This window comes from Mycobacterium malmoense, assembly GCF_019645855.1.
Classification (GTDB): Bacteria; Actinomycetota; Actinomycetes; order Mycobacteriales; family Mycobacteriaceae; genus Mycobacterium; species Mycobacterium malmoense.
In genome coordinates, this window is record NZ_CP080999.1 from 2,335,781 (window position 1) to 2,350,435 (window position 14,655).

10 protein-coding genes are annotated in these 14,655 nt (G+C 68.5%); 2 read left to right on the forward strand and 8 right to left on the reverse strand.

The window, feature by feature from the left end:
* Position 1: 1 nt before the first annotated feature.
* A complete protein-coding gene (locus K3U93_RS10905; RefSeq protein ID WP_083011243.1) occupies positions 2-1,321 on the forward strand; it encodes an aminotransferase class I/II-fold pyridoxal phosphate-dependent enzyme in 1,320 nt (439 codons plus the stop codon).
* On the opposite strand, the gene K3U93_RS10910 is transcribed toward K3U93_RS10905, so the two are convergent.
* The 8 genes from K3U93_RS10910 to K3U93_RS10945 form a co-directional block, all read right to left on the reverse strand.
* Complete coding sequence (locus K3U93_RS10910) at positions 1,311-1,880, reverse strand: mismatch-specific DNA-glycosylase (protein ID WP_083011257.1); 570 nt, start codon at positions 1,878-1,880, stop codon at positions 1,311-1,313. The two genes, K3U93_RS10905 and K3U93_RS10910, sit on opposite strands and share 11 nt — an antisense overlap.
* Before the next feature lie 33 nt (positions 1,881-1,913).
* Positions 1,914-3,143: a serine hydrolase domain-containing protein gene (locus K3U93_RS10915; RefSeq protein ID WP_083011256.1), complete on the reverse strand. Its 1,230-nt coding sequence runs from the start codon at positions 3,141-3,143 to the stop codon at positions 1,914-1,916.
* Between the two features lie 11 nt (positions 3,144-3,154).
* Complete coding sequence (treZ, locus tag K3U93_RS10920) at positions 3,155-4,903, reverse strand: malto-oligosyltrehalose trehalohydrolase (RefSeq protein ID WP_083011242.1); 1,749 nt, start codon at positions 4,901-4,903, stop codon at positions 3,155-3,157.
* Entirely contained in the window at positions 4,896-7,196 is a 2,301-nt protein-coding gene (gene treY, locus K3U93_RS10925; RefSeq protein WP_083011241.1) for a malto-oligosyltrehalose synthase, read from the reverse strand. Before treY ends, treZ begins: the two co-directional genes overlap by 8 nt.
* 3 nt (positions 7,197-7,199) lie before the next feature.
* Positions 7,200-9,401 (reverse strand): glycogen debranching protein GlgX, encoded by a 2,202-nt coding sequence (gene glgX, locus K3U93_RS10930; protein ID WP_083011240.1) that lies wholly within the window; start codon positions 9,399-9,401, stop codon positions 7,200-7,202.
* 37 nt (positions 9,402-9,438) lie between these two features.
* Positions 9,439-11,631, reverse strand: coding sequence for an acetyltransferase SucT (sucT, locus tag K3U93_RS10935; protein WP_083011239.1), 2,193 nt, complete (start codon positions 11,629-11,631; stop codon positions 9,439-9,441).
* Positions 11,632-11,778: 147 nt separating this feature from the next.
* Positions 11,779-12,513: an NlpC/P60 family peptidoglycan-binding protein RipD gene (gene ripD / locus K3U93_RS10940; RefSeq protein WP_083011238.1), complete on the reverse strand. Its 735-nt coding sequence runs from the start codon at positions 12,511-12,513 to the stop codon at positions 11,779-11,781.
* 340 nt (positions 12,514-12,853) lie between these two features.
* Positions 12,854-13,282: a hypothetical protein gene (locus tag K3U93_RS10945; RefSeq protein ID WP_071509517.1), complete on the reverse strand. Its 429-nt coding sequence runs from the start codon at positions 13,280-13,282 to the stop codon at positions 12,854-12,856.
* Between the two features lie 62 nt (positions 13,283-13,344).
* Between K3U93_RS10945 and K3U93_RS10950 the strand changes: the two genes are divergently transcribed.
* Complete coding sequence (locus K3U93_RS10950) at positions 13,345-14,649, forward strand: adenosylmethionine--8-amino-7-oxononanoate transaminase (RefSeq protein ID WP_083011237.1); 1,305 nt, start codon at positions 13,345-13,347, stop codon at positions 14,647-14,649.
* Positions 14,650-14,655: the final 6 nt, after the last annotated feature.

Below are 14,655 nucleotides of genomic sequence, written 5' to 3' on the forward strand. Positions count from 1 at the left end.
TATGCCAGTACAAAGCAGCATAGCGGGAACGGGCGCCGAGTCCATAGCCGCCAACGTCGAAGAGGCCATCTCCCGCGGCGCCCTGGCGCCCGGCGACGCGCTGCCGCCGATCCGCGACTTGGCCGGCCGGCTCCGCGTGAACGCCAACACCGTGGCCGCGGCGTACCGCCTGCTGCGCGATCGCGGGGCCGTCGAGACCGGCGGGCGGCGGGGCACCCGGGTGCGGCACCGCCCGGCGACCACCCCCCGCTCGCTGCTCGGCCTCGACGTCCCCGCGGGCGTGCGCGACCTGTCGACCGGCAACCCGGACCCGGCCCTGTTGCCCATCGCCGGGGCGCGGTTGGTGCCCACTCACCCGACCCCGTTGCTGTACGGGGAGCCGGCGATGACGCCCGAGCTGGTCGAGCACACCCGTTCCGCGCTGGCGGGGGAGGGCATTCCCGCCGAACACCTGGCCGTCACCAGCGGTGCGCTGGACGGCATCGAGCGTGTTCTCACCGCCCACCTGCGTCCGAGTGACCGGGTGGCCGTCGAGGACCCCGGCTGGGCGAACCTGCTCGATCTCCTTGCCGCGCTTGGCCTTTCGGCCGAGCCGGTGCGGGTCGACGACGACGGCCCGCTGGCCGCCGACCTGGCTCGGGCGCTGGATCGCGGGGTGCGGGCGGTGGTGATCACCAATCGCGCGCAAAACCCGACCGGTGCGGCGCTGTCGGCGGAGCGCGCGGAAGCGCTGCGCGCCTTGCTGGTTGGGCGCGAGGTGCTGCTCGTCGAGGACGATCACTGCGCGGGCATCGCGGGTGTGCCGCTGCACGCGCTGGCCGGGGCGACCGGCCACTGGGCGTTCGTGCGGTCGGCGTCCAAGGCCTACGGTCCCGACCTGCGCGTCGCCGTGCTCGCCGGGGACCGCCGCACCGTCGAGCGCGTGCGCGGGCGGCTGCGGCTCGGGCCGGGCTGGGTGAGCCACCTCCTGCAGGGCCTCGCGGTCGGCTTGTGGTCGGACGGGGCGGCCACGCGCCGCGTCGTCGAGGCCGAGGGGCGATACACCAACAACCGCACGGGGTTACGCGCCGCGCTGGGGAAGCGCGGCGTTGCCGCCCACGGCCGGTCCGGGCTCAACGTGTGGGTTCCGGTGCCCGACGAGACGGTCGCGATCACCCGGCTGATCGGCGCGGGCTGGGCCGCGGCGCCGGGCTCCCGGTTCCGGATCCGCACGGCGCCGGGAATGCGTGTCACGGTCGCCGACTTGAGTGCCGACGAGATCGATCCCCTCGCCGACGCCATCGCCGACGCCGTGCGCGGGACCGGGCGTTCTAGCGTGTAGGGATGCCCGCGGCGCGGGCGACTTCGCCGTAGGCGGCCGCGAGGCCGGGCAGCGACGCGTGGGCGTTGCGGCCGCTCGGATTGGGGACCACCCACAGCTCGGTCGCCGGGTACGGCGACACCTGCCTGCCCGCCGTCGCCCGACGGTCGTCGAAGGCTTCGCGGTAGGCGGTGATCCCCAGGACGGCGACGACCCGGGGCGAGAATCGCCGAATCGTTCGGTGCAGTTTCTGCCCACCCTTGACGAGCTCGTCCGCCGTGAGTTCGGCCGCGTTCGCGGTCGCCCTCTCGACGAGGTTCGTGATGCCAATCCCGCGATCCAGCAGGTATTCCCGGTCGGCCGGCGCAAACCCCGACGAGGCGTCGATCAGACGATCGGTGATGCCCGCGCGGTAGAGCGCCGGCCAGAACCGGTTGCCGCGAGGGGCGAAATGAGCTTGCACCGCAACGGTTCTCAACCCGGGATTGATTCCCACGAACAGTAGTCGGACATGGTCGGACATCAGGTCCGGCAGGGTCTTACCGTGGAACCGTTTCAGTTCGTCGCGCGTGAACCGGATCTCGTCCATAGCGCAGTATTGCCCGGGCCCGTTTCAGGCTTGTGGCCTGGTCCCGAGGACCTCGTGAAACAGAGCGTTACGGAGGGCGAGTTCCCTCGGGTCGCTCACCAGGTGAAAACCCAACTTGTTCATCACGTAGCCGTATCCGATGCCGGTGTCGGGGTCGGCGAATCCGAACGAGCCGCCCGCTCCCGGCGTTCCGAAGGCATTCGCCGACGAACCGAAGATGCACGCGGGAATGGGTTTGTTGAAGCCCAGCGAGAATGTGGTGTCGACGTGTAGCACCTTGTCGCGCAGCCCGTTTGTCGGTGGCAGCGCGGGCATCTTCAGGGCGTCGAGGATGGTTGCGCTCAGGCCGAGCGCCGGATCGCCGGTGGCGGCGCTGCCATACAGCTTGGCGATCGATCGCGCGGTGCCGGTGCCGTTGACCGCGGGCATCTCGACCACACGCAGCTCGTCGCGATTGAACGCGTCGGGATTGTTGATTCCCTTGGCGAAAATCAGTGAGCGGGCGGTCAGGCCGAGCGGGTTGGACAACGCCAGCGCGAATCGCGGCGGCATCGTGTTCATGTGCAGGAGGAGCTTCGGGAACGACCAGGCGTGTAAGTGCGCGACGCGATCGCGGTCGACCGAGGCCGGCAGTCCGATATAGAAGTCCAGGCCCAGGGGACGGGCCATCTCCTGGGCGAAGAATTGGCCCAGTGAACGCCCCGCGGGGTCGACCCTGCGGATCAGCTCGCCTTCGTACCAGCCGAGCGTGATTCCGTGGTAGCCGTGTCGTGTTCCGGGCGTCCAGGCCGGCACTTGCGCCGCGAGCTTCGCCGACATCTTCGGTGGGTCGGCCAATTCCTGCAGCGTGAGCGGTGGGTCGACGGCGACCAGTCCGGCTTGATGTGCCAGCAGTTGTCGCACGGTGATCGCTTGTTTTCCGCGCTGCGCGAACTCCGGCCAGTAGTCGGCTACCTTGGCGTTATACGAGAGGTGGCCCTGGGCGGCGGCCACCGCAACGGTAAGGGAAGCAACGCCTTTGGTGGTCGAGAACACGTTGACGAGGGTGTCGTGCTCCCACGGGGTTTGGGTGATTCCGTTGCGGTAGCCGCCCCACAGATCGACGACCTTTCGGCCGTCCCGATAGACCGCGATCGCGGCGCCGATCTCCTGGCCGCTGCTCAGGTTGCGACGGAACGCGTCGGCGACCTTGCCGTACCCCTCATCGACGTCGCCGCCGATGAGATCGGGCGGGATCCGCAACTTCCGGGCCATGCGGCACCACGCTACCCGCACACCTGGCGCAGGATCGCGAACGAATGGCCCTCCAGCACGGTGCCGTGGGCGGCCACGGTCGGCTCGCCCCATGCCAGCACCACGTCGCCGGTGACGGGCACCCGCACCGGCTCGGCGCCCAGGTTGCACGCAATGCGTAACTGGCCGCGGCACAGGGTGATCCAGTGCTGCGTCTCGTCGTAGTCGACGGTGAGGTGCTCCAGCCAACGGTCGGCCAGGTCGGGCTCGGTGCGCCGCAGGGCGATCAGATCTCGGTACAGCCGGCGCAGGCGGGCGTGTTCGCCGGAGTCGATCTCGTCCCAATCCAGTTTCGAGCGCCGGAAGGTGCGCGGGTCCTGCGGGTCGGGGATGTCCCCTTTCTTTGAGGCGTCCCAGCCGTGCTCGGCGAATTCGGCCCTGCGCCCCTCCGCGGTGGCCCGCGCCAGCTCCGGCTCGGGGTGCGAGCTGAAGAACTGGAACGGGGTCGACGCGCCCCATTCCTCGCCCATGAAAAGCATTGTGGTGTAGGGTGATCCGAGCGCGAGGGCGGCCTTGACCGCCAGCTGGCCGACGGTCAGGTTCTGCGACGGGCGATCCCCGAGGGCCCGGTTGCCGACCTGATCATGCGTGCAGGTATAGGCGACCAGCCTGGTGGCCGGAATGCTGGACGTGTCCAGTGGCCGCCCGTGGCGGCGGTGCCGGAACGACGAATAGGTGCCGGCGTGGAAGTAGCCGCGCCGCAGCGTCTCCGCCAGTGTGGCCAGGGATCCGAAATCGGCGTAGTAGCCCTGCCGCTCGCCGGACACCGCGGTGTGGATGGCGTGATGGATGTCGTCGGCCCACTGCGCGGTCATGCCGTAGCCGCCCCGATCGCGCGGGGTGATCAACCGGGGATCGTTGAGGTCGCTCTCGGCGACCAGCGACAGGGGTCGACCCAACTGCATTGACAACCAGTCGGTTTCGGCGGCGAGCTCCTCCAGGATGTGGATGGCCGTGGTATCCACCAGCGCGTGCACGGCGTCCAGGCGCAGGCCGTCGGCGTGGAAGTCGCGCATCCAGCGCAGCGCGCAGCCGATGATGTAGCGCCGCACCTCGTCGGAGTCGGCGCCGGCGATGTTGATGCCCTCGCCCCACGGGTTGCTCGCCGACGACAGGTAGGGGCCGAACCGCGGCAGGTAGTTGCCCGACGGGCCGAGGTGGTTGAACACCGCGTCGATCAGCACCCCCAGGCCGCGCGCGTGGCAGGCGTCGACGAACCGGACCAGGCCGTCGGGGCCGCCGTAGGGCTCGTGCACGCTGTACCAGAGCACGCCGTCGTAGCCCCAGCCATGTGTGCCGGCGAACGAGTTGACCGGCATCAGCTCGACGAAGTCGATGCCGAGATCGACCAAATAATCCAGCTTTTCGATGGCCGAGTCGAACGTGCCGGCGTCGGTGAAGGTGCCGACGTGCAGCTCGTAGATCACCGAACCCTCGACCGACCGGCCCCGCCAAGCGTTGTCGGTCCAGGCCGCGCCGGCCGCGTCCCATAGCTGCGAGCGGGCGTGCACCCCCTCGGGCTGGCGCGGCGAGCGGGGGTCGGGCAGCACGGCGGGGTCGTCGTCGAGCAGGTATCCGTATCGGGCGTTCGGCGCCGCATCGACGTCCGCGTGCCACCAGCCGTCGCCGGACCGCGTCATCGCGTGCACCCGGTCGTCTGTGCCGTCTAGGTAGAGCCGCACCTGCGCGGGTGTGGGCGCCCAGACCCGGAATTCAGTCATGCTGGCGCTCCAGCAGCACCACGGGCAGGTCGGCGAACAATTCGGCGGCCGACGTCGGCCTGCTCGCCATCGCGCCGGACAGCGCGTCGGTCCAGGAGCCCCCGGGTAGCGGCACCACGGTGTTACCCCAGCCCGTTTCGGATAGCCGCACGGTCCAGCGGGTCACCGCGACCACGATGTCCTCGCCCCGGCGGAACGCCACGACATGCTCGTTGGCCTCGCCGCTGGCGAGCACCGGCACGTAGCCCCCGCGCAGGAAGCTGTCCGGATGGGAGCGCCGCAGCCGAAGTGCGGTGGTGACGACGCGAACCTTGGGGTGCCGCAACTCTTTCAGGGCGGCGCGGCGGGCGGCATAGTCGACCGGACGGCGGTTGTCGGGGTCCACCAGGCTGTCGTCCCACAGCTCGCTGCCCTGGTAGACGTCGGGTATGCCGGGCACGGTCAGCGCGAGCAGCTTCTGGCCCAGCGCGTCGCTGGCGGCGTGCGGATTGAGTTGGGCGACAAGCTCGGTCAGCTGGCCGGCGACCGGTCCGTCGAGGACGGCATCGAGCCAACGGTGCACCGCGTCCTCGAACGCGGCGTCCGGGTCATTCCACGAGGTGTGCCACGCCGCCTCGCGGACGGCCTTTTCGGCGTAGCCGTGCAGCCGGTCGCGCAGCTCGCCGGTGACCTGACCGCCCACCGGCCACACGCCGAAGATGTTCTGCCACAGAAACCGCCCGGTCGCGGGGTCGGGGGAGGGGGCCCGGATTTCCCAGCGGGCGAGGAACTCGGTCCACAGCGACGGCACCTGGGACAGCACGCCGATCCGGGCCCGCACGTCCTCGCCGCGCTTGGTGTCGTGGGTGGTCAGCGTCGTCATCGTCCGCGGCCACAACCGGGCGCGGGTGGCGGCGCGGTGATGAAACTCCGCGAGGCCGACACCGAACCGGTGCGGTGCGCCGCCCACCTCGTTGAGCGACACCAGCCGCGCGTCGCGGTAGAACAGGCAGTCCTCGACCGCCTTGGCGGTCACCGCGCCGCAGAGCTGCTGCAGCCGGATCGCCGGCTCGCCGCCGCGGGCCAGCGCCGCGGCAAGCACCTCCAGCGCGGGCCCCAACTCCGGTGCGGCCGACTGGGTTTCGGCCAGCGCGCTGGGCAGCATCGCGGCCAGGCCGGGGTAGTCGCAGCGGTAGACGTCGATGTGGGTGAGCAGCGCCGCTATCGCCTCGGGCAGCAGCGGGTGATCGGCGCCCGCCGCGGCCGCGGCGGCGCGCCGCAGCCTGGCCAGCTCGCTGCCCAAGGTGTCGGTGGCCGCGCGGACCTTGAGGTCCGCCACCATTGCCGGCATCGCCTGATAATCGACTCCCGAGGACTCGACGAGCGCGGTCAGGGCTTGTTCGCCGGCCGGGTCGACAAAGACGCCGCCCACTTCCCGGAGCACGTCGTAGCCGGTGGTGCCGGCCACCGGCAGCGTGGGTTCCAGCGCCTCGTCGACGGCCAGGATCTTTTCGATGACGATCCAGGCGTCCGGGCCGAGCAATTCGCGCAGCCGGGCCAAATAGCCGCAGGGGTCGGACAATCCGTCGGGGTGGTCGATGCGGATGCCGTCCACGAGTCCCTCGCGAAACCAGCGGGCGAGGACGGCGTGGCTGGCGTCGAACACCGCGCGGTCTTCCTGTCGCAGTCCCGCCAGGGAGGTGATCGAGAAGAAGCGGCGATAACCGCAGGCCCCGTTGCGCCAGCCCACCAGCCGGTAGTGCTGGCGATCGTGTACCTCCGGGCCGGTGCCCTCGCCGGTGCCCGAAGCGATGGGCAGCGCCAGATCGCCCAACCGCAGCAGCTCGCCGTCGACTTTCAGGCCGGCCACGTCGTCGTCAGAACCCAACACCGGCAGCACGATTCGGCCGTCCGCGTCGAGGTCCCAGTCGATGTCGAAATATGCCGCATACGGCGAAGCCGGGCCGTTCCGCAGCACGTCCCACCACCACGCGTTCTGCCCCGGCGTGGCGACGCCGACGTGGTTGGGCACGATGTCGACGACCAGGCCCATGCCCCGCGCGCGGGCCGCCGCCGACAACCGTGCCAGGCCGTCGGGACCGCCCAGCTCCGGCGAGACCGTCGTCGGATCGGTGACGTCATATCCATGATTGGACCCGGAAGCCGCGGTCATGACCGGCGAGAGGTACAGATGCGTCACGCCGAGGTCATCGAGGTAGTCCAGCAGGTTTTCGGCGTCGGCGAAGGTGAACGCGAACCCGCTGGACTCGCTGCGCAACTGCAACCGATAGGTGGACAGGACTGGTAAGGCCATGCGTCACAAGGTTTTACGCAGCACCAGCAGCGAACGCGAGGGCAGCGAAATCGTTTCTTCGGCGTTGACGACCCGGTCGGTCTCGCCCACCGGGTCGGTGGTGTCCAGCTCGACGGTCCACTCCTGGGCATAGTCGCCGTGCGGCATCACGAAATCGACCGATTGCTCGTCGGCGTTGAAGCACAACAGGAATGAGTCGTCGACCACCCGCTCACCGCGGGCGTTCGGCGCGGTGATCGCGTCGCCGTTGAGGAACACCGCCACACACTTGTGAAAGCTCTTGCCCCAATCCTCGTGTGTCATCTCCCGGCCGCCCGGCGTCAACCAGGCGATGTCGCGCACCTCGTCGCCGGTTCGGATTGGCTCACCGTCGAAGAACCGGCGCCGGCGAAACGCGGGATGGTTCTTGCGCAAGGCGGCCACCTTGCGCGCGAAGGCCAGCAGGTCCGAATTCTTGTCGACCAATGACCAGTCCATCCAGGACAATTCGGAGTCCTGGCAGTAGACGTTGTTGTTGCCGTTCTGGGTGCGCCCGATCTCGTCACCGTGCGCGATCATCGGCGTGCCCTGGCTGAGCATCAGGGTGGCCCAGAAATTGCGCATCTGGCGGCGGCGCAGCGCCACGACGTCGGGGTCGTCGGTGGGACCCTCGACGCCGCAGTTCCACGACCGGTTGTGGCTTTCCCCGTCCCGGTTGTCTTCGCCGTTGTCTTCGTTGTGTTTTTCGTTGTAGGACACCAGGTCGTTGAGCGTGAATCCGTCGTGCGCGGTGACGAAGTTGATGCTGGCGCTCGGGCGCCGGCCCGTCGCCTCATACAGGTCCGACGACCCGGTCAGCCGGGACGCGAACTCGCCCAGGGTCGCGGGTTCCCCCCGCCAATAGTCACGCACGGTATCGCGGTACTTCCCGTTCCACTCCGTCCACAAACCCGGGAAATTTCCGACCTGATAGCCGCCCTCGCCGACGTCCCACGGCTCGGCGATCAGCTTGACCTGGCTGACCACCGGGTCCTGCTGCACCAGATCGAAAAACGCGCTCAGCCGGTCGACGTCGTGCAGCTCGCGGGCCAGCGTCGCGGCCAGGTCGAAGCGGAACCCGTCGACGTGCATCTCGGTCACCCAATAGCGCAGCGAGTCCATGATCAGCTGCAGCACGTGCGGGTGACGGGCGTTGAGGCTGTTGCCGGTGCCCGTGTAGTCCTTGTACAACCGCAGATCGGTGTCGACGAGCCGGTAGTAGGCGGCGTTGTCGATGCCGCGGAAGTTGATCGTCGGGCCGAGGTGGTTGCCTTCGGCGGTGTGGTTGTAGACCACGTCGAGGATGACCTCGATGCCGGCCTCGTGAAAGCTGCGCACCATGGACTTGAACTCGGCGACGCTGGCCTTGCGGTTGGCTGCGTACTGGTTGTGCGGGGCGAAGAAGCCAAAGGTGTTGTAGCCCCAGTAGTTTCGCAATCCCAGGTCCAGCAGCCGCGAGTCGTGCATGAACTGGTGAACCGGCATCAGCTCGATGGCGGTGACGCACAACGACTTGAGGTGATCGATGATCACCGGGTGGGCCAGCCCGGCATAGGTGCCCCGAAGCTCCTCGGGGACGCCGGGATGGGTCTGCGTCATGCCCTTGACGTGGGCCTCGTAGATGACCGTCTCGTGATACGGGGTGAGCGGTGCCCGGTCGGACCCCCAGTCGAAGAACGGGTTGCTCACCACGCTGGTCATGGTGTGGCCCAGCGAGTCCACCATCGGCGGAGTCCCGGCGTCGGCCCCGTCACCGTTGGGGTCGACCGCGTTCAGGTCGTAGGAATACAGCGCCTGGGTGAAGTCGAAATCGCCATGGAACGCCTTCCCGTACGGATCCAGCAGCAGCTTGCTCGGATCGCACCGGTGGCCGGCCGCCGGATCGAACGGCCCATAGACGCGAAACCCGTAGCGCTGGCCCGGGGTGATGTTCGGCAGATAGGCATGCCAGACGTAGCCGTCAACCTCTTCGAAGGGAATCCGCGACTCGGTGCCGTCGTCGATCAGACACAGCTCGACCTTCTGGGCGATTTCGGAGAACAGCGAGAAGTTGGTGCCCGCACCGTCGTAGGAAGCGCCGAGCGGATAGGGATTCCCCGGCCACACGGTGGCCAGCCTGGGTTGCGGCTTGCCGGCGTCGTGTGTGGCAGCGCCCGTTGCTTCCACCGCTGGCTGGTTGGTCGGCATCACTTGACCTTATCCGCGCCGTAGGCGCGCGCGAGCGTCACCACCAACCGGTGCTGGCCGCCATTTGGCGGCCCAGCTCATTGGCCATGGTCCGCACGTAGGTGGGGGACAGGTGATGAGCGCCGTGGTAGATCAACACGTTTCCTTCGGCCGCGCGGCAGAAGTCGGGGCGGCAGATCGCGTCGGACATGTCGAGCGGCTTGAGCAACGGGAACTGCGCGGCGAAATCGAGGGTGGGATTGTGGTCGGCCAGCACGTCGGACCGCTTGACCCCGCACGACTGCGCGTTGCCGCCCTTGGCCAGACAGTCCGCGGGGTCGAACGGTTTACCGTTTTTGACCAACCATGGGGTGTCCCGCATGGCGAGGACGGGAATGTTGTTGTCCGACAACATTTGCCAGATCCCGATGTAGGTCGCCGGCATCACGTCGCCGGGTTTGATGTTCCACGGCCGAGTCGATGTGGTGAACACGTAGTCGGGACGGTCGGCGACCAGCTTGGTCATCGTCCGCTGCACCCACTCGCGGCACTGCGGATACGGGGCGTTGTTGCCCATGATCAGCGGCACTTCCTCGGTGGACAACGGGCAGCCCATCTTGAGGTACGTCACCACTTTGAAGTGGTGCAGATGGCCGAGCAGGTCCAGCGCGGGCAGCCAGTGCTCCGCGTGCGATCCGCCGGCCAGGGCGATGCTGCGGGTGGCCGCCACGTCGCCGTAGGTGCAGTTGACGACCGCCGGGTTGACGAAGTCGCTGATGCAGCCGTCGCGGGTCGAGGCCGGCAGGTCGTCCTTGACCTCCAGGACGGTGGGCCGCATCGGCAGCGCCGGCACCCGCACGTGTTCGGTCAGGGCGCGCGCGCCGGGGTAGTCCTGCGGGTTGAGCACGCTGAGCTCCTTGCCCGCGGCGCGCAACACCGTGACGTGCTGGCGCCAGGTGAACGAGGTTGCGGTCAGCGTGACGCCGAGCAGCACCACAATCGATCCCAGCGCCATCGTCGGCCTGCGCAGGCGCAGCCACCAGGGGACTAAGGGGACCGAGGGGACTGACGGGATGGTCCGGACCGGCTTCGCGGATGCGGCGCCGGCGGGTGTCCGGTAACGCAGCGGGTCCTCGACGAGCCGGGTGGTCAGGTAGGCCAGCACCCCGGATACCAGCAGCACCGCCGTGCCTTCGACAAAGTTGGCGTGCCGGTGGCCGGTGTAGGACAGCCAGAAGATGAGCAGCGGCCAGTGCCACAGATAGAGCGAGTAGGCCATCGCCCCCAGCGCCACCAGCGGCCCGGCCGCCAGCAGTCGATTCGGCAGCGGCATCCGGTCACCGGTGCCGGGATTGCCCTGTAGGTTTGCCGCGGCAAGGATCATCGCCATGGTGGCCCCGACGGGCACCAGCGCCCACGGGCCGGGGAATTCCTTGACCCCGTCGATCAGGGCCCCGCACGACACGATTGCCGCTAGCGCGACCGTGGCGACGGCGGTGCGCAGCCACATCGGCCAGCGGATGTGGGGCACCAACGCGCCGACGAGCGCGCCCAGCAGCAACTCCCATGCCCGGGCGAAGCTGTCGTAATAGGCGCTCGCCTGGTCGGCCTGATGGGCGACGATCGCGTAGACGAACGACGCCACCGTCAGCGCGCTCAGCAGCACCATGAACATCGTGCGCAGGTGAGTACTCAAGCGGCGCCGGAACGCGTAGGCGCAGCCGGCGACCAGCAGCAGGAAGCCGACGTAGAACTGGCCCTGCACCGACATGGACCAGATGTGCTGCAACGGGCTGACGGCTTCGCCCGCGCGCAGGTAGTCCGACACGGTGTTGGCCAGCTCCCAGTTCTGGTAGTAGCCCAGGCTGGCCAGACTCTGGTCGGCGAACGTCTCCCACCGGGTTTGTGGTTGCACCAGGATGGTCAGCACGGCACACCCGGCCAGCACCACGACCAGCGCGGGAACGAGACGGCGGACCAGCCGGACCACCTCGGCCGCCGGCGACAGCGAAACGGCGGGGTTAAGCGCGGCGCGCAGGATCTTTCCGCCAAAGAAGAAGCCCGACAGCGCCAGGAACACGTCCACGCCGCCGGAAACCCGCCCGAACCAGACGTGAAACATGGCGACCAGCGCGATCGCGATGCCGCGCAAGCCGTCGAGATCATGACGATAAAAGCCCGTCGAACGAGTCCCTTTAGCGACCGGTTCCGCAGGGGCAACCGGTGGACGAGGCGGTGACAGGCTCTGCATGATCGACCGCCAATTTACCGAAAACCGCCGCCCGCTCCTGCGCACACGGGTCCCGGCGAGCCTGCTCAGCGGACCCGCTGAGCGTCAGCGCCGTCGGCGGGGGAGCAAGTGGCGGGTCTTCGGGACGTTCGAAGGAGGCGAGTCGGGCTACCGCGTGATGCCGACGGGGGCCTGCTGCAACGGCGCCTGCTGCGTCGGCGGCCGCAGCAACGGCAGCTGCTGCATTGGTGCTTGTTGCACCGGTGCCTGTTGTAGCGGTGTTTGTTGCGTGGGTGCTTGCTGTAGGGGTGCTTGTTGTAGCGGTGCCTGCTGTGTGGGTGCTTGTTGTAGCGGTGTTTGTTGTGTGGGTGCTTGCTGTAACGGCGTCTGTTGCAATGGTGTCTGCTGCGTCCCGAGAACCCGAACCAGGTAGGGGGTCAAGCCGTTGGCGCGGACCGGCGAAACCTGGACGACGTCGCCGACCTCCAGCATCTGCCCGTTACCCAGGTACATCGCGACGCTTTGCGTCCCCTCGGGACCGTAGAAGATCAGGTCGCCCCGGCGTGCTTGCTGCGGCAGCACCTTCTGGCCGACCCTGTACATCTCGCCGGAGGAACGCGGCAGCTTGATCCCGGCGCCGGCGTACGCGTACTGCATCAGGCCCGAGGCGTCGAATCCGACGGTCGTGATACCCGGGCCCTTGCCGCGAGTGGGGCCATTGATGCCGCCGCCGGCCCACGAGAACGGCACGCCGCGCTGTGAAAGACCGCGCATGACGACGACGTCGGTGGCCTGCTGGTAGTCCATCGGCCTGGGGGCCGGGTCGGCCGTCGCGATGCCGGCGGTGACCAGCGGCGCAACCAGCATCGCGAGACCGATCGCGAAGGCGTAGAAGCGTTTCATTGGGACTCCACTTTCTTGGGTTTTGGGCCTCCGTCGCGGTGACTTCGCGCGTCGGCCGCTATTGCATCTGGCGCGAGGCCTCCCCGTCGGGGCCCAGCGTCGCTGCATGGCGCTTGGAACGTGAACCAGTCGGCCCGCCGGCTGAATTCACACCAGTCACTACAGACACTTCTACACCAGCTATTTCCGGTGGGAAATAGCTGGTGGGCCGGGCGAGGGATTTTTTGCCGTACCGTGACCACACGGTGACTGGCCGGCCCAATCCCGTATGCGCAGTTGTGATTTCGGCCTCAGGCCAGCATCCGGTCGCACCGTTTGCTGAATGACCGTGGCCGCGCCGTCAGAGCCAGTAACGTTCGCTGAATGTGGTCAGCATGGAGCCGGCCACGGAGGCGACCATGATGATGGTGAGCGACAAGACCGGCCAGAAGGACATGTACCAGCCTTTCAAGAGCGAAACGAACGGGCCGATCCCGGCCGCGGCGATCGCCGCACCGATACCACCCCACACCACCGGGTGGATGTACAGATCGATCCCGTAGGGCACTGGTCCGCACGTTTCCCCCTCGCACACGTTCGCGAGGAAGCCGAAGAGCCGCGCCGGCCACGTCGTCGCGGTGGCGAGGACGACGAGCAACACCAAGAGCGTGAGGGTGGCGATGACGTCCCAGGCGGCTATCCGCAGACGAAGCACCCGTGGTGCCCCGTGGTCGGACCGGTCGAAGCGGCGGGACTGCTCGGTGTCGTCGGGCCGATGCGGCGAAGCCATGCCGTTAGATGCTCCCCGATGCCTGCGGTTTGCGCGACCCGGCTGCTTTACGCTCGATCTCTATGCGTGCGTCGAGGGCCGGGTTGACACCCGAGCAGACCAGCGCGATCGACACCGCGCACCTGTGGCACCCCTACAGCACCATCGGCAACGAATCGGTAGCGCCGCTGGTGGCCGTCGGCGCCCACGGCGCCCGGCTGACGCTGGTCAGAGACGGCAGGCCGACCGAGGTGCTCGACGCGATGAGCTCCTGGTGGACCGCGATTCACGGGCACGGCCACCCCGAGCTGGACGCCGCCCTTTCCGCCCAGCTGAGCACGATGAACCACGTCATGTTCGGCGGGCTGACCCACGAACCGGCGGCGCGGTTGGCGCAGCTGCTGGTGGACATCACCCCAGCCGGCCTGGACACCGTTTTCTTCAGCGACTCCGGGTCGGTGTCGGTGGAAGTCGCGGTCAAGATGGCGTTGCAGTACTGGCGCAGCCGCGGCCGGCCCGGCAAGCGACGGCTGATGACCTGGCGGGGCGGCTACCACGGCGACACCTTCACGCCGATGAGCATCTGCGACCCCGACGGCGGCATGCACTCGCTGTGGACGGACATCTTGGCCCGGCAGGTGTTCGCGCCGCAGGTGCCACGGGACTACGACCCGGCCTACAGCGCGGCGTTCGAAAAGCAACTGGAGCGCCACGCCGCCGAACTGGCGGCCGTGGTCGTCGAGCCCGTCGTGCAGGGCGCCGGCGGGATGCGCTTCCACGACCCCCGCTACCTGGTTGACCTGCGCGACCTCTGCAGCCGGCACGACGTGCTGCTGATCTTCGACGAGATCGCGACCGGCTTCGGGCGCACCGGCGAGCTGTTCGCCGCCGACCACGCGGGAGTGAGCCCGGACATCATGTGCGTCGGCAAGGCGCTGACCGGCGGATACCTCAGCCTGGCCGCCACCTTGTGTACCACCGACATCGCCCACACCATCAGCTCCGGCGAGGCCGGTGCCCTGATGCATGGGCCCACGTTCATGGCCAATCCGCTGGCCTGCGCGGTCTCGGTGGCCAGCGTCGAGGTGCTGCTCGGACAGGACTGGCGCTCCCGGGTCGCCGAGATAGCCGCCGGCCTGGCCGCCGGGCTGGAACCCGCCCGGGTGCTGCCCGGCGTGACCGACGTCCGGGTCTGCGGCGCCATCGGCGTCATCGAATGTGACCGGCCCGTCGACCTGGCCGTCGCCACCCCCGCGGCCCTGGACCGGGGCGTCTGGCTGCGCCCGTTCCGCAACCTGGTCTACGCGATGCCGCCGTTCATCTGCGGGCCCGCCGAAATATCCCAGATCACCTCGGCGATGGTCGAGGTCGCACGCCTCGTAGGCTGAGCCTCG

What these genes read in the sequence shown, in the direction of transcription:
- K3U93_RS10915 (WP_083011256.1), bottom strand. Translation starts at nt 3,143, where the DNA reads ATGGCCCGGAAGTTGCGGATCCCGCCCGATCTCATCGGCGGCGACGTC.
- K3U93_RS10950 (WP_083011237.1), top strand. Translation starts at nt 13,345, where the DNA reads ATGCGTGCGTCGAGGGCCGGGTTGACACCCGAGCAGACCAGCGCGATC.
- sucT (WP_083011239.1), bottom strand. Translation starts at nt 11,631, where the DNA reads ATGCAGAGCCTGTCACCGCCTCGTCCACCGGTTGCCCCTGCGGAACCG.
- treY (WP_083011241.1), bottom strand. Translation starts at nt 7,196, where the DNA reads ATGGCCTTACCAGTCCTGTCCACCTATCGGTTGCAGTTGCGCAGCGAG.
- ripD (WP_083011238.1), bottom strand. Translation starts at nt 12,513, where the DNA reads ATGAAACGCTTCTACGCCTTCGCGATCGGTCTCGCGATGCTGGTTGCG.
- treZ (WP_083011242.1), bottom strand. Translation starts at nt 4,903, where the DNA reads ATGACTGAATTCCGGGTCTGGGCGCCCACACCCGCGCAGGTGCGGCTC.
- K3U93_RS10945 (WP_071509517.1), bottom strand. Translation starts at nt 13,282, where the DNA reads ATGGCTTCGCCGCATCGGCCCGACGACACCGAGCAGTCCCGCCGCTTC.
- glgX (WP_083011240.1), bottom strand. Translation starts at nt 9,401, where the DNA reads ATGCCGACCAACCAGCCAGCGGTGGAAGCAACGGGCGCTGCCACACAC.
- K3U93_RS10905 (WP_083011243.1), top strand. Translation starts at nt 2, where the DNA reads ATGCCAGTACAAAGCAGCATAGCGGGAACGGGCGCCGAGTCCATAGCC.